This window comes from Mesorhizobium sp. M0019 (assembly GCF_040323975.1).
In the GTDB taxonomy this organism is placed as follows: Bacteria; Pseudomonadota; Alphaproteobacteria; order Rhizobiales; family Rhizobiaceae; genus Mesorhizobium.
Window position 1 is genome coordinate 1 of the sequence record NZ_JAMYVK010000037.1, and the last position, 24,943, is coordinate 24,943.

A 24,943-nucleotide genomic window follows, 5' to 3' on the forward strand; every position below is an offset into this window, starting at 1 on the left:
CAAACCTACAAATGCACGGCGTTCAGATCATTGCTGCACCCTCGCCACGGGGCGCCAGTGCCGCGCGAGCGGCTTCGTCCTCGGGTCGATTCGAGCCGTTGCGCGAAGGGCAGCTTTTGAGAAGCGCCATGAATGTCGCGATATTGGCGCTACCTACTCGTTCCCGTCGACGAGACGAATGGCAGCATTCCATCACCGTTCCTGGTCCTCGGCGGCGGACGCGATGAACGGCTCGATTGAGCCCGAAACGAACTTCTGTCACGTTGGTAACCTGCCGCCACCTCCTCAGCAAGATATGTGCTATTCTGAGGCTATGCCCGCGCCCTCCGACCGATCACCCGACAAGTCGCCGGAAGACGGTGCAGTTGCATCGGATCCGTATGCGGAGCTAGCCAATCGCGGCGATTGGTCCAGGCTTCACCGCGAACTGTCAGACAGAGACCGCTGCAGTGAACTTGGCGGCGCCGAGCTCCAGCGCCTCGGGGAAGCCGCCTACATGCTTGGGCGCGAGGAGGAATTCGTTCGGGACTACGAAAGGGCCTTCGAAGAGCATCTCCGGAACGGACGTGAACGATCCGCAGCGCGTTGCGGCTTCTGGATCGGGCTCACCCTGATGTTTCGCGGTGAATTCGCCCAAGGCAGCGGATGGCTGACGCGCGCCAACCGGCTGGTCGAGGATCATACGCAGGAATGTGCAGAACACGGTTACCTTCAGCTCCCAATGGTCGAACAAAGCCTCGCCGCCGACAGTCCGGACGAAGCATTCGCGCGCGCAACACGTGCCGCGGAGATCGGACAGCGCTGCGAAGATCCGGACCTCTTGGCTATCGCGCGCCACCTTCAGGGGCGGATATTGATCCTGCGCGGCGACTATGTGCGCGGCTTCGAACTGCTGGACGAGGTGATGGTTTCGGTCACCTCGGGCCGGCTCTCACCAATCGTCACCGGGCTGGTCTACTGCAGCGTGATCGAGATCTGTCAGAAATTTCATGCCACGGGCCGGGCGAGGGAATGGACATCGGCGCTGGTCGGATGGTGCGCGGGACAGCCCGACATCGTTGCCTTCACCGGCAGATGCCTGATCCACCGGGCCGAAATCCTGATCCTCGACGGCCACTGGGACGAGGCCGGCCGCGAGGCCGGTGTCGCCAGCATCCGCCTTCAGCAGGGGCCCTCGAAGCACCACGCCGGTCCGGCATTCTACCAGAAGGGCGAGGTATTTCGCCTCCGCGGCCAATGGGACGAGGCCGATGCCGCCTATCGCGCAGCGAGCAGGCTCGGGTTCGATCCGCAGCCGGGGCTGGCGCTTATGCGATTTCAGCAGGGGCACGAGCAGCCGGCCCTTTCGGCGATCCGCCGCGCACTGCAGTCCGTCGACGACATGCCGGGCAAACTCCGCCTCTTGCCGGCTGCGGTGGAAATCACTCTCGCTGTCGGTTCGGCCGATGACGCTTGGGAGCTGTGCGAAACACTGCACGACTGCGCGCGCCAATATTCCGCGGATGCAGTCCGCGCCGCAGCCGCCGAGGCTACCGCGCGGGTGCTGATCCATGCTGGTCGAGCCGCGGAGGCATTGGCCCATATCCGGCGCGCGGTAGCGATCCTCTGGGAGCTTCGGGCGCCCTATCATCTTGCCCGGATGCGGGTGCTGACAGCGCGGGCCTGTCTCGCAACCGGCGATACTGAAGCGGCGCGGACCGAACTGGACGAAGCGATAAGACTTTTCCGCGAGCTCGGCGCGCGCCCCGACGAAGCCGTTGCCGGCAAGCTGCGGGTCACTATGACGGCGACAGGCAGCGAAGTTCTCACCCCCAGACAGACGCAGGTTCTGCGCCTGATCGCGTCAGGCCTGACCAACCCGGAAGTTGCCGGCGAGCTCGGTCTGAGCCAGCGGACGGTAGACCGTCACGTTAGCGATATCCTGACGCGGCTGAACGTGCGCACGCGCGCGGCAGCCACGGCCTATGCGGTCGAGCACGCCCTGATCGGCATGGACGTGTTTGGGTAATCCTACCCAAGCCAAAATTTCTCGTTGCGTGGGTACTTACGCCGAAGCGGGCAACCGTGGCGCGGGTCTAAACCTCATGGGGTGGTAAAGGCCACAGGAGGTTTTCCCGATGCCAACGAATAATAACAGCATGAGCGGGCCGGGCGGTGTCTGGCTCGCCACCGGAACGCTACTGCTGGCGGCTGCGCTCGTCTTTCACGGGCCACCGGACGCGGATTTGTCTGTTCAGATGCAGAATATCGCCGAGGGCCATGGGCGATGGGCTACGGTCCATTGGACGGCGGCAGCGGCGCTGTTCCTGATCGCCGGCGCTTCGTTCCTGAACCTGGCGCTAAACCCCCGGGTCCGGCATTCGCCGATGCTGAGTTCTGCCTGGATGGTGATGGCTCTCGGCGCCCTGACCACGTTCTCCACCGCAGTCGCCGAGGCATCGGTGGTCGCGGTCGCGGCGGACCGGGGTGACACCAGCGCCTTCATGACCTGGTGGGCGTTTTCCGGCGGCATGGGTAACGGATTCTGGGCGCTCGCCCTGGCGGCAGCGCTTGTCGCGTATCACGACGCCCGCGATGACGTCGGGATACTGCCCCGATGGGCCGCGATCGTCGGCTCGGCGTTCGGTATCCTTTCGGCAACCGGGTGGACACTCGGTGAGCAGCTCGGGATCGGCATCGGAGGTCCGATCTGGCTGATTTCCTCGCTTCTCATGTGCCTGTGGCTCGCGTGGTACGGGCTGTCCTCAAGGAGCGCCCGGTCGGGCAAGCCACAGCACAAAGCGCCTGATCCAGCATCATCTTAAGACAGGAGGAAAAAATGTCCCTTCAAACGAAGGAAATCGAAGCGACGATCCACGACATCCACGAATTCTTCACCGACTGGGTGACGGGCCGATGTCGTGGCGACGATGCGACGTTCAAGAAGAACGCGCTCGACCGGATCAGCGAAGATCTGGTCGCCATCATGCCAGGCGGCAGGGCGTTCGGGAAAAAAGACTTCGCAGGTTACATAAAGAGCATCTACGGATCGAATCCGGCCTTCCGTATCAAGATACGCGACATCCGGATCAGCCATCAAAGCGCCGACCTGGCGGTCGTGAACTACCACGAATGGCAACGCGACGCGAAGGACTCCGATCAACCGAACAATGGCCGGGTCACGACGATGGTGGTCCGCGATCGCGGCTACAGCCGGGGGCCCGAGATCTTGCAAGTTCATGAAACCTGGCTCCCAGCCGATGTCGTTCAGTCCGCGGATTTCGCGTTCTGAGAAGCGTCGGTCCAAAACGGGCAGAGAAAGGAATTGCGCTGGCGGGACCATCGGCTCTGCCGGCGTCATCGAGCCAGAACTGTGCTTCTTTCAGCCCGTCGGCTGGGTCGAGATCAGCGCCGACCCTCTGGCGACGTTTGGCTGAAGACGCCGGCCACGGCCGGCTGACGTTTTAGGTCAAAACCCAATCATTCTGAACGACCGAGTTGAACCCTCTGCAGACCTCTCGGCATGCTGTGTAAACCACGTCCGTTAGTTGATATTGAGGGCCAGGGACTCGGCCGCTATATTGAAAGCGTGATGCGCTTTCTCTAATTCGCAAGTTGCTTCTTCCGCCTGCCTGCTCGCTATTAACAATATTCTTGTCCGATTTTTTCGTTTGGGAGGCCGGCATGTCAGGATTGTATATCAATCAATTAGAGCGCCTAAAGACGGCGAAAGGGGAAGAGCTTTTGACTGCGGATCGGTTAGAGGATGGAAAGATTGCTAACGTAGCTCCACCGCCTATCCCGAGTGACAAGCGCATTAAGATTGAGCGTGGCGACAGAGCTGTGACCAAGGTCACGGTGCGCGAGTCCTAAGGTCGATTTCCACTCATCTCGGTCGCAGCCGGCAGTCAGCTAATTGAGTTGTTAGCCCTAATGCCGCAGGATCTTGCTGAGGAAGGCGCGGCTGCGGTCGGTCTTCGGGTTGGAGAAGAACTCATCCGGCGTGCCGCTCTCGACAATGGCGCCGGCGTCCATGAACACGACGCGCTGGGCGACCTTGCGGGCAAAGCCCATTTCGTGCGTCACCACCATCATGGTCATGCCTTCCTCGGCCACGGCGACCATGACGTCGAGCACTTCCGAGATCATCTCGGGATCGAGCGCCGAGGTCGGCTCGTCGAACAGCATGATCTTGGGGCGCATGCCGAGGCAGCGCGCGATCGCCACGCGCTGCTGCTGGCCACCAGACAGCTGCGCCGGATAGGCGTTCACCTTGTCGGCGAGGCCGACCTTGGCGAGCAATTCGCGCCCGGCCTTCTCGGCTTCAGCGCGCGGGATCTTGCGGACATGGATGGGCGCCAGGGTGACGTTCTCGAGCGCCGTCTTGTGCGGGTAGAGGTTGAACGACTGGAAGACGAAGCCGATCTCGGTGCGCAGCCGCGTCATGTTGGTGGCGGGGTCGCCGAGGCGCTGGCCGTCGACCGTCAGGTCGCCGTCCCGGATCGTCTCCAGCCCATTGATGCAGCGGATCAGGGTGCTCTTGCCCGAGCCGCTCGGGCCGCAGACGACGACCACTTCGCGCGGCTCGACGCTCAACGTAATATCCCTGAGCACGTTGAGCGTGCCGAACCATTTGTTGACGCCGCGAAATTCGATCATGCCGGTTTTGGTCATATTGCCGGACCCTTGAGGTTCGATGTCACAACTGCACCTCGCCATGCGCCGCGCCCATGCGTTGCTCCAGCCGGCGTGCCAGCATGATCAGGGGGTAGCAGACGATGAAGTAACCGAGCCCGACGAGGAAGAAGACCAGCAGGCCGTTCGGCACACGCTGCACCACCAGCCAGCCGACGCGGGTAAGGTCGGTGAGGCCGATGGCCGAGACCACCGAGGAATCCTTGATCAGCAGCACATATTGCCCGACCAGCGGCGGCAGCACGATGCGCATCGCCTGGGGCAGCACCACCTGGCGCATGCGCTGCCAACGCGACAGGCCGGACGCCAGCGCCGCCTCGACCTGGCCGGTCGGGACCGAGCGGATGCCGGCGACGACGATCTCGCAGATGAAGCAGGCGGCCAGGTTGGTCAGCGCGATGATGCCGGCGGTGAAGGCGTCGAGCTCGATGCCGAGTTCCGGCAGGATGAAGAAGATCAGGAAGATCTGCACCAGGAACGGCGTGCCACGGATCAGGTCGACCCAGGCACCGATCGCGCCGCTGATCAGCCGGTTGCCGCCGGTGCGCAGGATGCCGAGGCCGAAGCCGAGCAGCGTGCCCAGCACCAGGCTGATCAGCGACAGCACCACGGTCATGCCGAGGCCGCGCAACGCGAGGGGATAGCTGCCGGCGATGCTTTGCAGCTGCTGCCAGATCATGTCCGTGCCCCCGCGAGGCCGAGCCAGCGCCCGGAGAGCGCCGCCAGTCCCTTCAGCCCGTAATAGAGCAGGAGGTAGAAGGCGGCGATGGTGATGAAACCTTCCGCCGGCATGAAGCGGTCGGAGGCGAGCAGTTGGCCGGCGCGCGTCAGCTCGGCGACCGAGATCAGCGACAGCAGGGCGGAATCCTTGACCAGCACGATCGCCTGGCCGAGCAGCGGCGGGATCGTCACCTTGAACGCCTGCGGCAGGATGACCAGGCGCATGCGCTGGACATAGGTCATGCCCGAAGCGACACCGGCCTCGACCTGGCCGCGCGGGATCGACAGGATGCCGGCACGGATGATCTCGGCGACATAGGCGCCGCTGTTCAGCGACAAAGCGAGGATGCCGACGACGAACTCGGGCAGGATGAGGCCGAGCCGCGGCAGGCCGAAATAGAGGAAATAGAGCTGCGCCAGTAAGGGCGTGGCGCGCACCGCGTCGATATAGGCCTTGGCCGGGACGCGGAACAGCCGGCCGCGCTGCAAATTCATTGCGGCGAGCACGATGCCGACGGCGAGCGCGCCGGCAAAGGAGAGGACAGACAGCCACACGGTCGTGACGAGGCCCTGCCCGAACAGGGGCAGATATTCGACGATGGTGCGGAAGCTGAAGTTTTCGAGCATGGTGGGGCGGTGAATAGTGAATAGTGAATAGTGAATAGTGAATAGTGAGTAGGGCGTAAGCGAGTAGCGAGTAGCGAGTAGCGAGTAGCGAGTAGCTCTTCTCTACTCTCTACTCCCTACTTACTATTCACTATTCACCATTCACCATTCACTCTACTCAGTGATCCTTCTTCCAGGCGTCGGAATTGACCCAGTAATCGAGGTTCTTCTGCAGGCGGCCGTCGAGGCTGACCTGGTCGAGGAACAGGTTCATCCAGACCAGCAGGTCCTGCTCGTCATAGCGCGTGGCGAAGGCCAGTGGCTCCTTCGACAGCATATCCGGCATGATGGTGAAGCTGCCGGCTGGGTAAGCGGTCGACTGGCCCTTGACCGCCGAGACGTCGTTGACGCCGCAATCGGCCTGGCCGTTGTTGACGGCGTCGAGCAGCAGCGGGCCGCCGCCCTTGTAGCTCTTGATATCGGCATCGGGGAAGGCGGCCTTGGCTTCCTTCTCGCCGGTGGCGCCGAGCAGCACCGCGATCTTGGTTCCCTTGGCCTTGCAGTCCTCGGTGGACTTGAAGGCGGTCCCAGCCTTGGTGAAGACGGTGCTGCCCGTGTACATGTAAGGCTTGGTGAAGGCGACCTTCATGCCGCGCGCCAGTGTCGGCGTCATGTCGGCGACCAGAAGATCGGCCTTGCCCGACAGCAGCGCCGGGATCAGGCCGTCCCAGTCGAAGTCGAGGAAGGTGATCTTGACGCCCATTTCCTTGGCCATCAATTCGGCGAGTTCGACCGAACTGCCGGTGCGTTCGCCGGCAGCACCCACCAGCGAGAAGGGCGGGCCTTGCGTCTGCACGGCGACGCGCAACTCACCGCGCTTGGTGATCTCGTCGAGCGTTCCCGCACTGGCGGCAGCGGTAAGGCCGGCGAGCGCAAGGCCGGCGATGAAAAGCTTGGCAATCTTCATTTGGGCATTCCTCCTTGTTGTCGTTTGTTGTTCCACTTGTTTGCTTCACCCCATCGAGGTGCTTTTTGAGCGGCAGCGCCGTTGCCGGCGGCAACCACCGTTCGAAAATCCTTCAGTCCCAGCTCACCATTTCGGCAACCTTGATACCGCGCCTGGCCAGCTCGTCGAGGAAGCGGCGATCGGGCACATGCAGCAGCGGGTTGAGCAGGCCGGGCGTGGCGATCTCGCGCCGTGCCAGCATCTGCGCCACGATGCTGGCGGGATAGCCGACGCCAAGGCTCATGCCGAACAGGCCGGAGGCGAGGTCGCGTTCGATGACCAACTCCGAGGTCACCGTCTTGCGGCGGCCGCCTTCGCTGCCGACAAAGACGTTGCGCATCACGCAAAGGTCCTTCTCGTCCGCGCCATATTGCAGTTGCGGGCCAAGCAGCCGGCCGAGGAATTCGCGTGGGCTGATGCCGGTGCCGGGCACCTTGTCCTCGGACAGGAAGCCGAGCTGCTTCAGCGGCGCCCAGAACGCCGACCAGCCGGGCCAGCGCAGCGAATAGCGGCCGGAGCGCTGCAGCCCCTTGGCGGCGGCGAGCATGCCGGCATAATGCGGCGCGTCGCCATTGGGGAAGGCTTCCAGCCGGCCCAGCCCCGCCACCTCGATCTCGTGGATGAAACGATTGTCGTGCTGGCGGGCGGCCGGCACATCGACCCGCTTGCCGTCCTCGACCAGCACACTGTCGCGGTTCTGGCTGACCAGAACCATGTCGAAATTCCAGCTCACCTTGTAGCGCAGCGGCTCGACCACCGCTTTCGGCTCGGGAATGCCGCCGCAGTAGGAATCGATCGCGGTGATGGTGTCGAACTGGCTTGCGGCGCGCGCGTAGAGCACAAGGTCGATGCCGGGGTCGAGCCCGCATTCGGTCACGATCGAAACGCCGGCCTTTTCGGCCTCGGGCGCGAGGTCGCCGATGGCCTTGCCGTAATTGGTGGTGACCAGCGGCGTGCGCGTGGCGATCGCCGCCTGCACCGCCTCGCGCATCAGCGGTTGCGGCAACAGGTCGATGACCGCGTCGACGTCCTTCATCACATCGGCCAATGCTGGGCCGATCGCGCCCTCCGGCACGACGAAACGCACCCGGGCAAGGTCGGTCAGGCCGCCAAGCCGCGCAGCGCCGTCGGTTGCGGTGTCGAGGCAGACCACTTGCTCGACGCCGTCGCTGGCAACGAGGTCGGCGATCGCCGCCCGGCCTTGCAGGCCGAGGCCGCCGAGAACCGCGATCTTCATGCCATTTCCTTCCGCGTCTCGTCCGACCAGCAGCCTTCCGGCAGGCTGATCCATTTGTTGCAGGACGCCATGACGACGAAGGTTTCGCTGCGCACGACCTCGCCCGGCTCGCCGGCGCCGGGGATCAACTCGCTGGTGACGCGGTAGAGATCGGCGACATCGCCGGCCACGGTCACGTCGACGATGATGTCGAAGCGCCCGGTGACGACGGCGGCCGAGTTCACGAAAGGCAGTTCGGAGATGCGCTGCGCCAGTTCCCGGGCGCGGCCGCGTCCCTGCGCATTGATGCCGACGATCGCCGAGATCAGCTCGGGGCGTTCGGTCAGGTTGAGCAGCCCGACGATCTTGAGCAGGTTGCGGTCGAGCAGGTTGCGCAGCCGCATGCGCACCGTCGGCACCGAGATCGCCATCTTCTCGGCGAGGCGGTTGACGCCAAGCTGCGCATCCTGCGACAGCAGCTTGACCAGTCGCCGGTCGGTCTGATCGAGATGTTCCCGCAAACGCTCAGGCTTTCATAAAGGGAAAGAAACGATCTTATTTTCTTTCTTATATGAAAATACCTTATGAGAGATTTTTAACAACGGCAAGAGCCATGTCATCCGCCGTGCCGCTGTGCCTATCGGCAGTTTCGTCGATGTCGCCACATTTTGTTCTTGCTTTGTGCCGTCAGCTATGCTACTAATTTGGGTATGGTGCTGATTCACACCGACGACCCGCCCGCCGAGGCGGTTTTTTTGTGTTCAGGATACCTTTGGAGGTTCAGCGCCGCCGGTTTGAGGCTGGCGGGACAGCGCCGTTCGGGACGCGCTGTGTTCGAGGGTGCGCAAGAGGTGCAAGGCACCTCCATAGCACGCCGACCAAGTTGGTGGGGGCGCAGCCGCAACTCATTGTGCCTTCACCTGATGGGCGGAACGGCTCATCCGCAATATGGCCAAAAGCGGCTTTTCAATAAAACTGTAGCTGGCCAGGCAGACGGCAATGCAGGCGGTGACAATAACCGCGCCTGCAAGCCATGGTGACAGATTGGCGCTTGCAACGACAGGAGCGGTCGCAAGCAGCACGATAGGATGCGTCAGATAGAGAGAGTAGGAAGCATCACCCAACCTTGCCAGCACGCGAGGAGCAAAAAGCCGGAAGTAGCTTGCCAGACTGATGCAAGCCGCGACAAGGATCAACGCCGGGATTCCCTGAGCAAGGGTTCGCGGCAAGTTGAAGCCAAGTACCATCACCAGCACGGACATGATGGCGAACACGATTGCCGAGGCACCCAAGACGACAGGCAAGCGCGCCAGCCTGCCGACCAAGTGGCCGAGAGCCATGCCGGCAAGGAACTCAAACAGGACTGGCGTGGTGTAGAAAAACAGCAAAGTGTCGGCGGCGGGTTTGAAGACGATGCGTGCAGCAACGGCGATTGCAAAGACAACGCCGACCGCGGCCATTTGCGTCAACCTGCCAAAACCCATAGTCGCCGCGAACAGAATGTAAAACAGGATTTCCAGATTGAGCGTCCAACCCACGCCAAGCACCGGTTGGACATAGCCTGTGACCGTATCGAGATAGGGTATGAAAAGCAGGCTATTGGTGGTCTGCTCAAGAGACACTGCACGACCGGCAAACAACCAAAGTGCGGCGACCATGAGGAAGGTCATAACCCAATAGAACGGAACGACGCGCGTGAACCGCTGCATCAAAAAAGCACGGTGGTCACGACGTCTGTTCTCCGTCGAGAGAACCATGACAAAACCGCTGATGACGAAAAACAGGTCAACGCCACTGTTTAGAATGGGAATACGCAGATCGAGCATGCCCAGTGCGGCCGGAAGATGATAGACAACAACCATGAGAGCTGCCAGCCCGCGCAAGACCTGTATCGATGTATATTGTTGAACCCGACGCGGCGCAGCGTGATCATTCTCCGGAATGATGTTCATCAAAAAATGGTCCCCGGTGCGGGGGAGCACTAACACACGCGATCGTTGATGTGTTGATTAATTGTCGGTTTAATTAATACATAAAGTTTTAGATAGATTTTACTGACACTAGCTCGCGGCCATACTTTAGACCCGCCCGACTTGGCCTGCCTCTCTGTCAAATCCTGGCATCTCCCCCGTAAAGACGAGATCGGCGGACATCGACGCTTTCCCCGCGCTAACGACTGGTCTCGAAGATGGCGACGGCTACCGCTGTCAGCGCGGCGTTACCGGATGCCACCGTTCCATCAGGAAGCGCCTTGCCGTCCTCCAGTCCGACGCGCGTCGACCAACGGCGTTCCGCCGCCCGGTGCACGAAAGGCCAGACCGTGGCGTCGGCGCCGTGCAGCAGGATCGCCCGCCGCATCCTGGCGCCGTCGAGCACGGCGGCGATATCGTCGCTGATCTCCAGCGCAGCGTCCGGCTCCTGCTCGGAGATTTCGATCAGGATGCGCAGCACGCGGTTGCCATTGTCGAGGCTCACCAGGCGCTCGGCATCGGTGACCGAGGCGAGCCCGGCCTCGATGCCAATGCCGCGCTGGCGCAGACGGTCCATGACGGCGGGCGCGGCGTCTTCGCTGAGATTGACCGAGGCATAGTCGGGCAGCTCGCTCCAGGCGGCGATCGCGGCCAGCGTCCGCTGGTCGTCGTTCTCGATCCAGGCGCCGGTCGACACGCCGATCAGCGTTCCAGGGCAGGCGCGACGAAGCGCTAGCACAGTCTGGTCCATCGTCGCCGGAGCCAGGCTTTCGCGACCGTCCAGCCCGCGGGCATGAACATGCAGTTCGGCGGCACCGGCGGCGACGCAGGCCGCGCCGTCACGCGCCATGGCTTCGGGATCAAGCGGCAGTTGCGGATGATAATCGGCGCTGCGCGCGCCATTGATGCAGGTCTGGACGATCATGCCAGGGGCAGTCCGGTTGCGGTTGCTGCCAGTCTAGCGCGGGCCAGTGAAAACCGGAATCGCGCTGGCGAAGGCTCCTGACATATGGACGCGGCACAGCCTGAATCAGTCTGGCAGAATGCACCTCTATCGTGTTGTTCGCCTTAGTCTTCTTAGCAAACGAACATCCGTCGGGCAGAGTTACGGCGAAACACCCAACTCGCGTAATGCAGCGTTGGCGGCACGGTATTCGATAAAACTCTTTGGACAATGGCTGACGGTATGCCTTGCTCTGTCGCATCCTCGATCATGCGCGTGCAGGCGGCGATCCGCGTGCTTGCCTCGACCGCGTCGTCGCTGACGCAGTCGCTGCTGGCAGCCAGCGCCGGAAGCCCCGTGACAAGCAGAACGATGAGACCAGCCAGCGTGCGCCAGAAAAACCTGTGCCGTTCTCGAACCGGTCCGGTCAATTCGCTCCTCGGGTCATCAAAAAGTCTTGGAAATTGTCTTCACGGAACCGCGCCCAACTCGTGCAGAGCGGCCTTGGCCGCAACGTATTCGTAATAGTCCCCAGGGCAATCGCTGGCAGCGACCCGGTAGAGCCGCAAGGCTTCGTCGTCATGGCGTTGCAGCCGATCGAGTTCGGCGATGAACAGATTCGCCTCGCACAAATTGCCACGCTTCTTGGCTGGGTCGGCGTCGTCGGCTGCCGCCGATACCTCGGCCGGCGTTAGTTCTCCAAGCAGCATGCGAACCGCTGGCGCCGGCCATTTGGTCATATCGAGCTTTTCAGTCGCTTCCTGCAAGTGGCCCACCGCGCCATTGCGCCGCTCGGTCATCTCCAGCCAGATCGCAAAATAGGCATTGTCGGGCTTGAGCGTGGCCGCCTGTCCGAAATCGGCTTGCGCCTTGGCCAGCGCGCTCGAATAGAAGGCGAGAATGCCGCGGCCAAAATAGGCATAGGCATATTTCGGATCGAGGCTGATTGCCTGATCGTAGTCGGCGGTCGCGCGGGCGTAGTCGCCCTTTGCCGACCAGACAACGCCCCGGCCATTGTAAGCACGGGCGTCTTTCGGATCGAGGCTGATCGCCTTGTCGTAGTCGGCAATGGCGCGGTCATCATGGCCCTTCTTGTGCCAGAACAGATACGGCCTCGGTACCTGAAGGCTTTGGCATGTACTGGATCGAGCATGATCGCCTGGCTATAGTCGGCAATGGCGCGGTCGTCGTCGCCCTTGTGTGCCCAGGCATTGCCTCTGTTGTCGTAGGCAGTTGGGTCTTTAGGATCGAGCGTGATTGCCTGGCTGAAGTCGGCAATGGCGCCATCATAGTCGCCCTTGTCAGACCAGACGAGGCCCCGGTTGTACTAGGCATCAACGTTTTTTGGATCGAGGCTGATTGCCTGGGTGTAGTCGGCGACAGCGTGGTCGTCGTCACCCTTCTTCTTCCAGGCAATGCCACGGTTGTTGTAAGCCGTGGCATCCTGGGAATCGAGGCCGATCGCTTGGTCATAATCCGCGATAGCGCGGTCGTAATCGCCCTTGTGTTTCCAGGCAACGCCTCGATTGTTGTAAGCACTAGCGTCCTGAGGATTGAGGCCGATCGCTTGGTCATAATCGGCGATGGCGCGATCGTAGTCACCCTTGTGCGACCAGGCCAGGCCTCTGTTGTAGTAGGTGCTGGCGTCTTTCAGACCCAGGCCGATTGCCTGATCGTAGTCGGCAAGGGCGCGATCATTATCGCCCTTGCGTGCCCAGGCGATGCCACGATCTCCATACGTGTCGGCATGTTTCGGGTCGAGGTCGATCGCCCGATCATAGTCTGCAATGGCGCGGTCATAGTCGCCCTTGTATACCCAGACAGCACCACGGTTGCTGTAGGGTCTGGCGTCTTTCGCATCCAGACTGATCGCCTGTTCATAGTCGGCGATGGCTCGGTCGTATTCGCCCTTTTGTTTCCAGGCAACACCACGGTTGTTGTAGGCCCCCGCATTTTTCGGATCGAGGCTGATTGCCTGGTCGTAGTCGGCGATGGCACGATCGTAGTCGCCCTTGTCTGCCCAGGCGTTGCCCCGGTTGCTGTGGGCATCGGAATGCTTCGGATCGAGGCTGATGGCCTGATCATAGTCTGTAATGGCGCGGTCGTAGTCGCCCTTGTGCTCCCAGGCGACACCTCGGCTGTTGTACGGCTCCGGGTTTGTCGGGTCGAGGCTGATCACCTGGCCAAAATCGGCGATGGCGCGATCATTTTCGCCCACTTCGACCATTGTGGTGCCTCTGGCATAGTAAGCACCGGCGAATTTCGAATCGAGGTCGATCGCCTGGCCCAAATCGGCAATCGCACGGTCGTAGTCGCCTTGTGACGACCGTGCCTCGCCGCGTTTGTAGTAGGCAGTGGCGCGGTTGGCCACAGGCTCGGTGGGGTCCTCGATCATGCGCGTACAGGCGGCGATCCGCGTGCTGGCCTCGACCTCGTCGTCGCTGACGCAGTCGCTGCTGGCGGACAAGGCCGGGAGCGTCGAGACCAGCATGACGACGAGGCAAACGAGGAATTGCCGGACTGCCCCGTCCCTTTGTCGAACCCGTCCGATCAATTCGCCCCCCCATCGCGGCAAGCCCAACTGCATTGTATTCAACGAAATCCCCGAGACAATCGCTAACGAGCTCACCCGGCAAGAAACGGGTGGTCCGCGCGCGCCGTTTCACCCATCTCAATGACAGAGAAGCTACAGGAGGCGAAGCCATGACCATCCATTCGATAGGCGCGAAAGCGGCGGTGAAATCGGCGGAGGTGCGCGTTGCCGGATATGACTGGCGGACGCTGGCCGATGAGCTGAGCGGCTATGGCTGCGCGGTGATGGAAAAGCTGCTGACGCCGCAGGAGTGCCGGCAGATTGCCGGACTTTATTCGGACGAGAGCCATTTCCGCAGCCATGTCCACATGGCGCGGCATGGTTTCGGCAAGGGCGAGTACCGCTATTTCCGCTATCCCTTGCCCGACTTGATCGGCGGCTTGCGCACCGCGCTCTATCCGCGTCTGGCCGCGGTCGCCAACGACTGGAACGAGCGCATGGGTATCGCGCAGCGCTACCCCGACGAACACGCCGCGTTCCTCAGGCAATGCCACGAGCAGGGCCAGACGCGGCCGACGCCGCTCCTGCTGCAATACGTTAACGGCGACTTCAACTGCCTGCACCAGGATCTCTACGGCGATCTGGCGTTCCCGTTGCAGGTCGCGATCCTGTTGTCGGAACCAGGCAAGGATTTCACCGGCGGCGAGTTCGTGCTGACCGAGCAGCGTCCGCGCATGCAGAGCCGTGCCGAGGTGGTGCCGCTGCGCCAGGGCGATGCGGTCGCCTTCGCGGTCCACAATCGTCCGGTCCAGGGCACACGAGGTAATTACCGGGTCAATCTCAGGCACGGCGTCAGCCGGCTTCGCTCCGGCATGCGCCACACCGTCGGCATCATCTTCCACGACGCCAAGTAACCGAGCCGCCCGGTCGAGGCCCGGCGGCGGTTACCGGGAAAAATCGCTGCGCACGATGCCGTGGCGCTGGAGTTTGTCGTAGAAGGTCTTGCGCGGAATCCCCAGCGCTTCGATCGTGCGCCTGACGTCGCCCTCGTTGCGGCCAAGCGTTTCGCGGATGATGTCGGCCTCGTAGCGCTCCAGCCGCTCCGGCAGCTTCATGGCGGCGTTCGATTCGGTCGGGGCAGGGGGTTGTGCTTCGGCGCCTTCCTCCAATCCAAGCACAAACCGCTCGGCGAAATGCGCCAGTTCGCGCACATTGCCCGGCCAGTCATGGCCGCTCAGATGGCGATGCACCGAAGCCGGAACATTTGGCATCGGACGGTGGAAGCGGGCGGCGGCGCGTTCGGCGAAATAGAAGAACAGCAGGGCGACATCGTCGCGGCGTTCGCGCAGCGGCGGGATCGAGATCGTCACCACGTTGAGCCGGTAGTAGAGATCCTCGCGGAAAGCGCCGCGCTGGCGCGGATCGCCGAGGTCGACCTTGGCGGCGGCGACGACGCGCAGGTCGACCGGCCGCACCTCGTTGGTGCCGAGCGGCGTGACCTCGCGCATCTCCAGCACGCGCAGCATCTGCACCTGCGTCGAGACCGGCATGCTTTCGATCTCGTCGAGGAACAGCGTGCCGCCGCTGGCGTGCTCGATGCGGCCGATCCGTTTCTTCTGAGCGCCGGTGAAGGCGCCGGCCTCATGGCCGAACAATTCGCTTTCGATGACGGTCTCCGGCAGCGTGCCGCAATTCAGCGCAACGAAGTTGCCCTTGGCGCGGCGGCTCCAGCGATGCAGAAGGCTTGCCACCACCTCCTTGCCGGAGCCGGTCTCGCCGGTCACCAGCACATCGACGTCGGTGTCGGCGATCTGGCGTAGTGTGCGGCGCAGCCTGTCCATCGCCGGCGTCTGGCCGATCAGCGGCAGGCCGTCCTGCGCCTCTCCGGCCGCCTCGCGCAAGGCCCGGTTCTCCATCACCAGGCGGCGCTTTTCCGCTGCGCGGCGCACGCTCTGTACCAGCCGGTCGGCGGCGAAGGGCTTTGTGATGAAGTCGTAGGCGCCGTCCTTGATCGCCTTGACGGCCATGGCGATGTCGCCGTGGCCGGTGACGAGGATGACGGGAATGTCGGTATCCAGCCGCAGGATGCGATTGAAAAGCTGCAAGCCGTCGATCTGAGGCATGCGGATATCCGACACCACGACGCCGGTAAAACCGGCGTCGAGCCCGGCCAGCGCCTCAGCCGCCACCGCAAAGGCGGAGACCGAGAAGCCGGCAAGCTCCAGCGTCTGCACGGTGGCCTTGAGGAGATCGCGGTCGTCGTCGATCAGGATCACCGGCGCGGCATTGTCGTTCGTCATGATGGCTTACGCTGCTGTCTGGAGATGAATGGTGAAGCGGGTGCCGCTGTCGTCGCTCGAAACTTCGATGCGGCCGCCATAATCGGCGACGATGTCCTTCGAGATGACGAGGCCAAGGCCAAGGCCTTTTTCCTTGGAGGTGTTGAACGGCGTGAACAGCGATTTGAGGATCGCGGGTGGAATGCCCGGTCCGTTATCGGACACGCCGACCGTCACGCCGTCCGCGGTCTCCTCGACCGACACCTGCACATGAGCGTCGTCGCGGCCGTCGAGTGCTTCGAGCGCGTTCTGGAAGAGGTTGATCAGTACCTGTTCGAGCCGCACCCGATTGCCCATGACCTTGAGGCTCGGCGGCGGCAGGTCGATGGCCAATGCGTCGAGCCGGCCGGCAAAGCGGCTTCTCAACAGCATGACGGCGCCTTCGATAACACCACGTAATTCGACAGGCTCGGCGGCGGTGCGGCCCTTGCGGGCAAATGCCTTCAACTCCTCGGTGATTGAGCCGATGCGTTCGGTAAGGGCTGCGATAGCGCCGAGGTTTTCCTCGGCCGGCCGGGTCTGCTTGCGGTCGAGGAAGGTGCGGGCATTGTCGGCATAGGCGCGTATGGTGGCGACCGGCTGGTTGATCTCATGGGCGACGCCGGCAGCGACCTGGCCGAGGATGGCGAGGCGGTTGGCCTGGACCAGATCCTGCTGCACGATTTGGAGCTTGGCTTCCGTGCTGCGGTGGCCTGTTATCTCGGCCTGCAACCGGTCGCGGGCGCGGCTCAAATCCTCGGTCCGTTCGACGACGCGGCGTTCGAGTTCGGTGCGGGCCGCCTGTTCGGCGGCAATCCGCATCTGCGCCGACTGCCTGCGCCACAACAGATACGCGGCAAGGCCGAGCAGCGGGACGACGACGCCGAGCGCAAGAAGCCGCATTTCGCGGACGGCAGCAGCGATCGGCGCTTCGACCGGGACAAGATAGTCGAGCCGCCAGGGGGTCGAAGGAACCGTCGTGGAAAGGCTGAGATACTCCGCGTCGCTGCCGCCGGGCGTCACCGCGTGGACGATCGACACATCCGGGCTGAGCGCCCGCGGGTGCGTGATCGGCAACGGCACAAGCGGCGCGTCGCCGAACTGTTGGCTGTCGCGGATCGCGGCTTGCTTAGGTGCGGCCAGCGGTGCGGTTGTCATGAAACGCCAGGACGGCACGCTGGTGATCAGCACGACGCCATTCTCGTCGCTGACATAGGCCGGGCGGTTCGCCTCGCGCCAGTCGGCTTCGAGCTGGTCGAACTCCATCTTGACGACGACGACGCCGAGCGGTGCGGCTGCATCGCCGACGCGGCGCGAAATGTAGAGGCCGGGACGCTTGCTGACATTGCCGAGCGCAAAATACTCGGCGGTTCCGGCCTGCATCGCGCCGGAGAAATAATCGCGGAAACGGTAGTCGTTGCCGACGAAGCTGATCGGCTCGCGCCAGTTGCTGGAGGCGATCGCCAGTCCATCGGTGCCGATGACATAGAGCACCGACGCCTTGGTGCCCGAGACCAGCCCCTCGAGCTTGCGGTTCAGCACATCGATTGCCGCGGCATTTTTCTGCGTCAGCGCGTCACGCACTTGCTGGTCTGCGGACAAAAGCAGGGGCAGGGCACGCGGGCTTTCGAGCACGGCGCGCAGCAGCGCGACCTTCAGATTGGCGTCGGTACGCCCCTGCGCCGCCAGGGTCTCGACCTCGGCGGTGCGGCCGTAGAGGCCGGCGCCGTAGAGCGCTGCGGTGACGATCAGCAGGGCGACGGCCGCAAACAGCAGCCAGGCTCGGCGCGCCCGCCTGGCGAGTTGCTCGGGCGTCGAAGACAAGGCACCGGCGGGGCGTTGCAGCATCGCCCATTTGTGCATGAACTCGCACAAAACACAATTCGACCTATGCGGAGAGTCGCACTTGACCATGCGTCCGGCAGTGCGGACGTTTGCGAATGCTCAATAAAATCAATGCTGAAGCACTCTTCTGCGTATCTGGCACGGCTGTTGCAAACACGAATTCAGCAGTCGCGAGGCTGCTGGTCTCAAAACAACTGCCCCGGGGAGTCGAGCTTTCGATCGGGGCGCCATGGAGGACGTCATGCAGACAGCAATCGCTGCCGCCGAGCCGCGCGGCAAACTTCCCTTATACCGGCATCTTTATGTGCAGGTGCTGGCGGCGATCGCCGCCGGCGTGCTGCTCGGCCATTTCTATCCCGAAACCGGCGAGGCGATGAAGCCGTTCGGCGACGCCTTCATCAAGCTGGTCAAGATGGTGATCGCGCCGGTGATCTTCCTGACGGTGGCGACCGGTATCGCCGGCGTTTCCGACCTGCAGAAGGTCGGCCGCGTCGCCGGCAAGGCGATGATCTATTTCCTGGTGTTCTCGACGCTGGCGCTTGTCGTCGGCCTGGTCGTCTCCAATGTCGTCCAGCCCGGCGCCGGCATGCACATCAATCCAGCGACGCTCGATACCGCCAAGGTGGCGGCGTATGCCGAGAAGGCGCACGACACAACCATCGTCGGTTTCCTGATGAACATCATCCCCGACACCATCACCGGCGCCTTCGCGCAGGGCGACATTTTGCAGGTGCTGTTCTTTTCGGTGCTGTTCGGCGTCGCCCTGGCGCTGGTCGGCGATCGCGGCCGTCCGGTCGTCGATTTTCTGCAGGCGCTGACCACGCCGATCTTCCGCCTCGTCGCCATCCTGATGAAGGCCGCGCCGATCGGTGCGTTTGGCGCCATGGCCTTCACGATCGGCAAATACGGCATCGGCTCGATCGCCAATCTCGCCATGCTGATCGGCACATTCTATCTTACCGCGCTGCTGTTCGTGCTGGTGGTGCTCGGCGCGGTTGCCCGCTACAACGGCTTCTCGATCCTGGCGCTGATCCGCTACATCAAGGAAGAGCTGCTGCTGGTGCTCGGCACCTCGTCCTCGGAAGCGGCATTGCCGGGCCTGATGGCCAAGATGGAGCGTGCCGGCTGCAACCGCTCGGTGGTCGGCCTGGTCATCCCGACCGGCTACTCCTTCAATCTGGACGGCACCAACATCTATATGACGCTGGCGGCGCTGTTCATCGCGCAGGCGACCGACACGCCGCTCACCTACGGCGACCAGATCCTGCTGCTCGCCGTCGCCATGCTGAGCTCCAAGGGGGCTGCCGGCATCACCGGCGCCGGCTTCATCACCCTGGCGGCAACGCTTTCAGTCGTCCCCACCGTGCCGGTCGCCGGCATGGCGCTGATCCTCGGTGTCGACCGCTTCATGTCGGAATGCCGAGCGCTGACCAACTTCATCGGCAACGCGGTGGCGACAGTGGTGGTGGCGCGCTGGGAGGGAGAACTCGACCAGACGAAGTTTGCCGCCGCTATGGCCGGTGACTTGCCGGAGGAAGTCGACCTGTCGCAGCCGGGTTTGCAGGCCGCCTGACTGTTTAGGCCACACGACTATAAGGCCCGGAGGCGGTTCGCCGGCTCCGGGGCAAAAGCGCCGGCGGTCGCAGTATGCCGCCTGAAACGCAACCTGAAGTGACCCTGTTTTCGACGCGGGGCTTGTTCCAGCCGCATTTGAAGGCCAGTATCCGCCATGCCTTCATGGCACCGTCCGCTTCGGTCCCGACCTGATCGCGAGGCGAGACATTTCCGTCGGGCTCGGTTGCGACTCACCTTGGCCGAACCGTCGGAGCTTTTGCTGCCGCCAACCCTGACCATGGCAGCAGCCTCGAAGGCAATGGCGGCCTCAATACGAAGTCGCAAAGCGAAACGTGACCCGTCTCCTGATGGAAAGCGCAGGCTTTCTCCCGGGGAACTCGTTGCGCGCCAAGAGGGCGCTTGAAGAGGGGGGCAGGCCCATGAGGGCCTTTGCCGAACCAAAGCAAGATGCGAGGTCAAACGCGATGCAGCCTGTCCCGAGAATTCCGGTATCCATCATCATCCCGAATTACAACTACGCGCGTTTCCTCAAACGCAGCATCGACAGTGCCCTCGAGCAGGACTACGCGGATGTCGAAGTCATCGTCGTCGACGATGCATCGCAGGACAATTCCACGACAATCATGGAATCCTATCGCGACGAGATCCTTGCATGCCCGCGGGCGCAAAATGGCGGACACGCGGCGGCGTTCAACACCGGCTTTGCGGCGAGCTCGGGCAAGATCGTCCTGTTCCTCGACGCCGACGATTACCTTTATCCAACCGCCGTCTCCACCATTGTCGAAACCTGGGATGATGCAACCGCTCAGGTCCAGTCCAGACTGCATATCGTCGACGAGGGGCAACGCATCAAGGATGTCTTTCCGCCGCCCGAATTGCCTTTCGACAGCGGCGACGTCATGCCGAAACTCCTGCACAAGGGCCGCTATCAGACGACAGTGACCAGCGGGCTGGCCTTTGACCGCGCAACGCTCGAATCGATCATGCCGATACCGGAGCCGGAGTTCCGCCAGGGCGCCGACGGCTATCTGGCAACGTTGGCGCCGATGTACGGGCATGTCCAATCGATCGACGAATGCCTCGGCGCCTACCGCATCCATGGCGCCAACCATTCAGTCTTCGGTGAAAAGCTCGCCGAGCGGGCACGCTGGCGGGTAACTCACGATTTCCGCCGCATGCAGGCGCTGTCGGACCAGGCCTCCGGGATCGGCCTGACCATCGTGCCGTCGGATGCTGTCCGCCACGATCCGGTCCACCTGGAAGAGCGGCTGGCGTCGCTTTGCGCGGACAGAGACCGACATCCCGTGGCCGACGATTCCCGGCTGGCGCTCGGGGCGGCCGGCGCCGTCGCCAGCCTCGAAATGACCGCATCCTTGCGGCGTCGCGCCATCCTTGCCGCCTGGTTCCTGTCGGTCGGGCTGTTGCCGCGGAAAATGGCGACGGCAGTGCTGTCGTGGAAGCTCGACGCATCGTCGAGGCCGGCATTTTTGAGCCGCCTGTCCAAGAGAATCCGCCATGCCATGGGATAGCGGCACTGTGACATAGCTCCGCCAGGTATTCGCCCGATCCGGCCAAGCGTCCATGGGCGCGATCATTGCCTTTCATAGGCTTGAACTGCTCTGTAAACTATTTGCTTACGCCTAGTTGACGTGCGTAAGCAATATGCTTACATAGCGCATGATAAAGTCGTTCAAGCACAAGGCGCTGGCAGATCTCTTTCAAACCGGAAAGACCGGAAAGATAGACGCCAAGATGCATAAGCGCATCCTTGTCCGGCTTGACCGTTTGGAGGTTTCGGAAAGGCCGGATGACATGGACCTGCCCGGCTTCGACTTCCACGCTTTGAAGGGCTTCAACCCGATCCGCTACACGGTGCATGTCAACGGGCCGTGGTGCATCACATTCGAATTCGACGCCAATGATGCCGCCCGCGTCGATATCGAACAGTACCATTGAGGCGGCCAGATTGGAGAAGGCGATTTATGAGCGTGTATGAGCCGATGCGTCCGATGGAGCGCTGCCCATCCCACCCTGGAGCGCTGCTTGACGACATTATCCCGGCAACCGGAAAGACCAAGGTGGAGATCGCCAATCTGCTCGGAATCTCGCGCCAGCAGCTTTATGACATCATCCGCGAAAAGAAGCCGGTGTCGCCGGCTGTCGCTGCCCGTCTTGGAAAGATGTTCGGCGACGGCGCCGCGATCTGGCTCAGGATGCAGGCCGCCTATGATGCGTGGCACGCGGAGCGCGAGGTTGACGTCAGCGCCGTTCCAAGGTTGCATGCTGCCTGAGATGCAATAAATCCGCCGGACCACCGAGCTCTCAAAAATCGATCACGGTCCCGCCTGCCCGGACCGGTTCTCCGGTTCGACGGCGCGCTCGACCAGGACATGCGCCTCCCGCGCGGCCTCGACGAATGCGTTCCTGGCGGCTTCGGTCCAGCGGTCGTCGCTCATGGCGCGGCGGCATGTGCGCAGTGCCACCCCGTGTTTGGCGCTGCCGGCGTCACGCCAGTGGGCTTCCAGCAACGCGACAGCCTGCCGTGCGTTGGAAATGTTGCGGATATCTCCCACGATGCCGACCGCAACCGCAACCGGCTTGGCAAACCATCCTTGGTTCATGGCGGGGCCTTCGACCTGTTGAACCATCTATAACGAAAATCGTAGCCCAAGGTTTCATTCGCGCCAGTCACCACGGCGTGAGGCGGCGTCTACTGCGCCGCGCGCAGCCTGACCACGACGCTTCGCGCCACAAGCACCAGCACGGTGATGACGATCAGGATCACCGAGAGCGCTGCGATCGCCGGGTCGATGTTGTCGCGCAGGCCCATCCACATTAGCCGCGGCAGCGTGATGGCGTTGACCGAGGTGATGAACAGGGTGACGCCGATCTCTTCCCAGGACAGCACGAACGACAGCAACGCCGCGGTGACGATGCCGAACTTGATGTTGGGCATGATGATGCGGGTGGCGCGCTCCCACACGGTGGCGCCGAGGCCGCGCGCGGCAAGGTCGATGCGGCGGTCGAACTGGCTGAGCGACACCAGGATCAGCACCGTTGCGAAGGGCACCGTCATCACCGCATGCGCCATGGCGACACCCAGCCAGGTGTCATAGCCGAAGAACGACGAGAACCCCGAGATCGAGGTCAGCAGGAAGTAGAGCGTGATTGCCGAGACCACCGGCGGCACCACCATCGGCAGCAGCACGAAACCGACCAATGCTGCCGTGAAGCGCGGCTGGAACATCCAGATGCCGAGGCTGAAGCAGAGCGCCAGCACGGTGGAAAAGGCGCTGCTGACGATGCCGATCCTGATCGAGAGCAGGATCGAATTGATCCAGCGCGGATCCTCGATCAGCGCCCGGTAATGGCGCAGCGACAATTCGCCCGACGGCATCGCCAGCATGCGGCTCGGCGTCAGCGACACCGGAATGACGGCGAGCAGCGGCAGCAGCAGGAACAGCGCGACCAGGGCGGCGAGGACCAGCGAGACGGGACCGGGGCGGTAGGTCGGCATCGCGCTACACCAACTGCTTCGGCCTGATATAGCGGAAAAGCAGCGCCATCAGCGCGCCGACGAACAGCACCAGCACCACGCTGATCGCCGCGCCCAGGCCCCAGTCTGGGCTCTGGAAGATGCGGAGATAGATCAGCTCGGCGATCATCACGCTGCGGCCGCCGCCGAGAATCGCCGGCGTGACGAAGAAGCCGAGCGAAAAGACGAAGACGATCAGCGCCGAGCCGATGATGCCGGAGTGGGTCATCGGCACGAACACCGACCAGAAGGTGCGCATGCGGCTGGAGCCGAGGCCGCGCGCCGCCAGCAGCACACGGTCGTCGAGGCTTCGCATCGAAGAGGCCAGTGGAAACACCGCGAAGGGGATGAGGAAATGCGTCATGCCGACGATAACGCCGAACTCGTTGCGCACCAGCGCCAGCGGCTCCGAGATGAAGCCGACCGCCTGCAGCCAGGTGTTGATCAGGCCGCGATTGGACAAAAGCGCCACCCAGCCGAAGGCGCGCGTCAGCACCGAGATCCAGAACGGCACCAGGATGCAGAACTCGGCCACGACGCGCTGCACCGGCGTGCCGCGTACCCAGACAACGGTGATGGCGTAGGCGGCGGCAACCGAAACGATCGTCACGATCGCGGCGATACGCAGCGTGCGGATGAAGACCGACTGCACCAACTGATCCGTGAGCAGCGCATTGTACTGCCCCAGCCCCGGCGTGGGCAGGGTGAAGCTCCATTTAACCACGCCAAGGAATGGCCAGGCGTAGGCCAGCACAAGAAAGAGGAGCAGCGGCGCCATCAACAGCGCCGCGCCCATCCTGTCGGAGAGGTATGCTCTCATCCGGTTATCCCGGCTTGTCAGGCGGAGATGATCTTCGTGTATTCGTCGAGTGCTGCCCCGTAGTTCTTGGCGTACCAATCCATGTCGAGCGGAATCTGCTTCTTCATGTTCTCGGGATCGACCGGGTTGATGCGCTTCTTGTCGGCGGGGATCAGCGCGTCGGCGGCCGGGTTGGCCGGACCCTGGCCGAGCTTGTCGAACATGATGAGTTCCTTCTCCGGGTCCTGGGTGCTGGCGATGAACTTCATCGCCGCGTCCTTGCCGCCGGGATTGCCCTTGAGCACGGCGAGCGCGCCGGGCGAGATCAGGCCCTGGTCCCAGATGAACTTGATCTTGCCGCCGGAATCCTGCTCGATGAGCGAAGCCCGCGTCGACCAGACGATCGCCATCGAGGCCTCGCCATTGAGCAGCACGCTCTGGCTTTCGGCGCCGCCACCCCAATAGGCGACGACGTTTTCCTTGAAGGCGGCGATCTTGTCATGCGCGCGCTTGAGGTCGAGCGGGTAGAGCGAGGCCGGCGCGATGCCGTCGGCGAGCAGTGCCGCTTCCCAGCTCGACACGCCCCATTTGTAGAGCGAGCGCTTGCCGGGGAATTTTGCCACGTCGAAGAAGTCGGCCATGCCGGTCGGTGCCTGGCTGCCGTATTTCTCGGCATCGTAGGCGATGACGTAGGAGAAGAAATAGGTCGAGGCAGCGTACTCCCAGCCGAATCCCGGCCGCATCTTCTTCTTGTCGACGACCGCATAGTCGATCGGCTCCAGCATGCCTTGGGCGCCGAGAGTGATGGCCGAGAACGGATCGACGTCGACCAGATCCCAGGTCGGCGCGCCGCTCTTGAACTGCGCCGCAATCGCGCCTTCGGTCGGGCCGGAGCCGTCCATCTTGACGGTGATGCCGGTCTCCTTGGTGAAGGCCTGGCCATAAGCCGCATCGTAGGCGGTGATGGCGTCGCCGCCCCAGTTGACCAGCACCAGTTCCTTCGCCGCGGCAACGGCGCCGGTCGAGCGCAGCAGCATCGGCGTGCCGGCCAGCACCAATGCGGCCAGCTGCGTGAACTGCCGGCGCGAGATCTCGCCGCGCACTGCCCTGGCGGATAGCGCCTCGATGGAATTTTTCTTGGTTTGGTTTGTCATGTCAGTTCCCCTTTTTTGTCGTTGGTGTTTCCTGAATGTCAGCTTGGCG

The 24,943-nt window shown here is 62.9% G+C and carries 25 protein-coding genes and 2 pseudogenes; 8 read left to right on the forward strand and 19 right to left on the reverse strand.

The window, feature by feature from the left end; all coding sequences use genetic code 11:
- From NKK47_RS23845 to NKK47_RS23855, 3 genes are all read left to right on the forward strand, one after another.
- A partial coding sequence (locus NKK47_RS23845; protein ID WP_352578454.1) for a LuxR C-terminal-related transcriptional regulator occupies positions 1-2,008 on the forward strand: 2,008 nt, incomplete at its 5' end.
- 130 nt (positions 2,009-2,138) lie between these two features.
- Entirely contained in the window at positions 2,139-2,804 is a 666-nt protein-coding gene (locus NKK47_RS23850) for a hypothetical protein (RefSeq protein WP_352578455.1), read from the forward strand.
- Positions 2,805-2,818: 14 nt separating this feature from the next.
- Positions 2,819-3,271, forward strand: coding sequence for a nuclear transport factor 2 family protein (locus tag NKK47_RS23855; RefSeq protein WP_352578456.1), 453 nt, complete (start codon positions 2,819-2,821; stop codon positions 3,269-3,271).
- A 638-nt stretch (positions 3,272-3,909) separates the two neighbouring features.
- Here the strand turns inward: NKK47_RS23855 and NKK47_RS23860 are convergent.
- From NKK47_RS23860 to NKK47_RS23920, 13 genes and pseudogenes are all read right to left on the reverse strand, one after another.
- Entirely contained in the window at positions 3,910-4,653 is a 744-nt protein-coding gene (locus NKK47_RS23860) for an amino acid ABC transporter ATP-binding protein (RefSeq protein ID WP_352578457.1), read from the reverse strand.
- Positions 4,654-4,678: 25 nt separating this feature from the next.
- The gene (locus NKK47_RS23865; RefSeq protein WP_023677250.1) at positions 4,679-5,353 is read right to left on the reverse strand and encodes an amino acid ABC transporter permease; all 675 of its coding nucleotides are present in this window, start codon (positions 5,351-5,353) and stop codon (positions 4,679-4,681) included.
- The gene (locus tag NKK47_RS23870) at positions 5,350-6,021 is read right to left on the reverse strand and encodes an amino acid ABC transporter permease (protein ID WP_023677251.1); all 672 of its coding nucleotides are present in this window, start codon (positions 6,019-6,021) and stop codon (positions 5,350-5,352) included. The genes NKK47_RS23865 and NKK47_RS23870 overlap by 4 nt, the downstream gene beginning before the upstream one ends.
- A 157-nt stretch (positions 6,022-6,178) precedes the next feature.
- The gene (locus NKK47_RS23875; protein ID WP_023677252.1) at positions 6,179-6,967 is read right to left on the reverse strand and encodes an ABC transporter substrate-binding protein; all 789 of its coding nucleotides are present in this window, start codon (positions 6,965-6,967) and stop codon (positions 6,179-6,181) included.
- 112 nt (positions 6,968-7,079) lie between these two features.
- The gene (locus NKK47_RS23880; RefSeq protein ID WP_352578458.1) at positions 7,080-8,243 is read right to left on the reverse strand and encodes a saccharopine dehydrogenase family protein; all 1,164 of its coding nucleotides are present in this window, start codon (positions 8,241-8,243) and stop codon (positions 7,080-7,082) included.
- A complete protein-coding gene (locus tag NKK47_RS23885) occupies positions 8,240-8,743 on the reverse strand; it encodes an Lrp/AsnC family transcriptional regulator (RefSeq protein WP_352578459.1) in 504 nt (167 codons plus the stop codon). The genes NKK47_RS23880 and NKK47_RS23885 overlap by 4 nt, the downstream gene beginning before the upstream one ends.
- Positions 8,744-9,127: 384 nt before the next feature.
- The gene (locus tag NKK47_RS23890) at positions 9,128-10,174 is read right to left on the reverse strand and encodes an acyltransferase family protein (RefSeq protein WP_352578460.1); all 1,047 of its coding nucleotides are present in this window, start codon (positions 10,172-10,174) and stop codon (positions 9,128-9,130) included.
- A 217-nt stretch (positions 10,175-10,391) separates the two neighbouring features.
- A complete protein-coding gene (locus tag NKK47_RS23895; RefSeq protein WP_352578461.1) occupies positions 10,392-11,117 on the reverse strand; it encodes a 3-keto-5-aminohexanoate cleavage protein in 726 nt (241 codons plus the stop codon).
- 152 nt (positions 11,118-11,269) lie between these two features.
- Entirely contained in the window at positions 11,270-11,566 is a 297-nt protein-coding gene (locus NKK47_RS23900; RefSeq protein ID WP_352578462.1) for a hypothetical protein, read from the reverse strand.
- 39 nt (positions 11,567-11,605) lie between these two features.
- On the reverse strand, positions 11,606-11,935 hold the full coding sequence (locus NKK47_RS23905) for a hypothetical protein (RefSeq protein ID WP_352578463.1): 330 nt from the start codon (positions 11,933-11,935) through the stop codon (positions 11,606-11,608).
- Positions 11,936-11,968: 33 nt separating this feature from the next.
- Positions 11,969-12,241, reverse strand: a pseudogene (locus NKK47_RS23910) (tetratricopeptide repeat protein); the annotation flags it as partial.
- A gap of 44 nt (positions 12,242-12,285) precedes the next feature.
- A pseudogene (locus tag NKK47_RS23915) lies at positions 12,286-12,450 on the reverse strand (tetratricopeptide repeat protein); the annotation flags it as partial.
- A gap of 12 nt (positions 12,451-12,462) precedes the next feature.
- Positions 12,463-13,506, reverse strand: coding sequence for a tetratricopeptide repeat protein (locus NKK47_RS23920; RefSeq protein WP_352578464.1), 1,044 nt, complete (start codon positions 13,504-13,506; stop codon positions 12,463-12,465).
- A 332-nt stretch (positions 13,507-13,838) separates the two neighbouring features.
- Here NKK47_RS23920 and NKK47_RS23925 point away from each other — a divergent pair, with 332 nt between their 5' ends.
- Positions 13,839-14,582, forward strand: coding sequence for a 2OG-Fe(II) oxygenase (locus NKK47_RS23925; protein WP_352578465.1), 744 nt, complete (start codon positions 13,839-13,841; stop codon positions 14,580-14,582).
- Between the two features lie 30 nt (positions 14,583-14,612).
- Here NKK47_RS23925 and NKK47_RS23930 read toward each other — a convergent pair whose 3' ends face one another.
- Complete coding sequence (locus NKK47_RS23930; RefSeq protein WP_352578466.1) at positions 14,613-15,968, reverse strand: sigma-54-dependent transcriptional regulator; 1,356 nt, start codon at positions 15,966-15,968, stop codon at positions 14,613-14,615.
- Between the two features lie 6 nt (positions 15,969-15,974).
- Positions 15,975-17,834, reverse strand: coding sequence for a sensor histidine kinase (locus tag NKK47_RS23935; RefSeq protein WP_352578467.1), 1,860 nt, complete (start codon positions 17,832-17,834; stop codon positions 15,975-15,977).
- Positions 17,835-18,072: 238 nt separating this feature from the next.
- On the opposite strand from NKK47_RS23935, the gene NKK47_RS23940 reads away from it, so the two are divergent.
- The 4 genes from NKK47_RS23940 to NKK47_RS23955 all read left to right on the forward strand — a co-directional run bounded on the left by NKK47_RS23940 (position 18,073) and on the right by NKK47_RS23955 (position 21,697).
- The gene (locus NKK47_RS23940; protein WP_352578468.1) at positions 18,073-19,404 is read left to right on the forward strand and encodes a dicarboxylate/amino acid:cation symporter; all 1,332 of its coding nucleotides are present in this window, start codon (positions 18,073-18,075) and stop codon (positions 19,402-19,404) included.
- Between the two features lie 466 nt (positions 19,405-19,870).
- On the forward strand, positions 19,871-20,935 hold the full coding sequence (locus NKK47_RS23945) for a glycosyltransferase family 2 protein (protein WP_352578469.1): 1,065 nt from the start codon (positions 19,871-19,873) through the stop codon (positions 20,933-20,935).
- A 148-nt stretch (positions 20,936-21,083) separates the two neighbouring features.
- Positions 21,084-21,362 (forward strand): type II toxin-antitoxin system RelE/ParE family toxin, encoded by a 279-nt coding sequence (locus NKK47_RS23950; protein ID WP_352578470.1) that lies wholly within the window; start codon positions 21,084-21,086, stop codon positions 21,360-21,362.
- Positions 21,363-21,388: 26 nt separating this feature from the next.
- Entirely contained in the window at positions 21,389-21,697 is a 309-nt protein-coding gene (locus tag NKK47_RS23955; RefSeq protein ID WP_023677265.1) for a HigA family addiction module antitoxin, read from the forward strand.
- Positions 21,698-21,739: 42 nt separating this feature from the next.
- On the opposite strand, the gene NKK47_RS23960 is transcribed toward NKK47_RS23955, so the two are convergent.
- The 4 genes from NKK47_RS23960 to NKK47_RS23975 form a co-directional block, all read right to left on the reverse strand.
- Entirely contained in the window at positions 21,740-22,027 is a 288-nt protein-coding gene (locus NKK47_RS23960) for a DUF982 domain-containing protein (protein WP_352578471.1), read from the reverse strand.
- An 89-nt stretch (positions 22,028-22,116) separates the two neighbouring features.
- Positions 22,117-22,923 carry an ABC transporter permease gene (locus NKK47_RS23965; RefSeq protein WP_352578472.1) on the reverse strand — a complete coding sequence of 269 codons (807 nt, stop codon included), beginning with the start codon at positions 22,921-22,923 and terminating at the stop codon, positions 22,117-22,119.
- Positions 22,924-22,927: 4 nt separating this feature from the next.
- Positions 22,928-23,761 (reverse strand): ABC transporter permease, encoded by an 834-nt coding sequence (locus NKK47_RS23970; RefSeq protein ID WP_352578473.1) that lies wholly within the window; start codon positions 23,759-23,761, stop codon positions 22,928-22,930.
- Positions 23,762-23,778: 17 nt separating this feature from the next.
- Positions 23,779-24,894 (reverse strand): ABC transporter substrate-binding protein, encoded by a 1,116-nt coding sequence (locus NKK47_RS23975; RefSeq protein ID WP_352578474.1) that lies wholly within the window; start codon positions 24,892-24,894, stop codon positions 23,779-23,781.
- Positions 24,895-24,943: the final 49 nt, after the last annotated feature.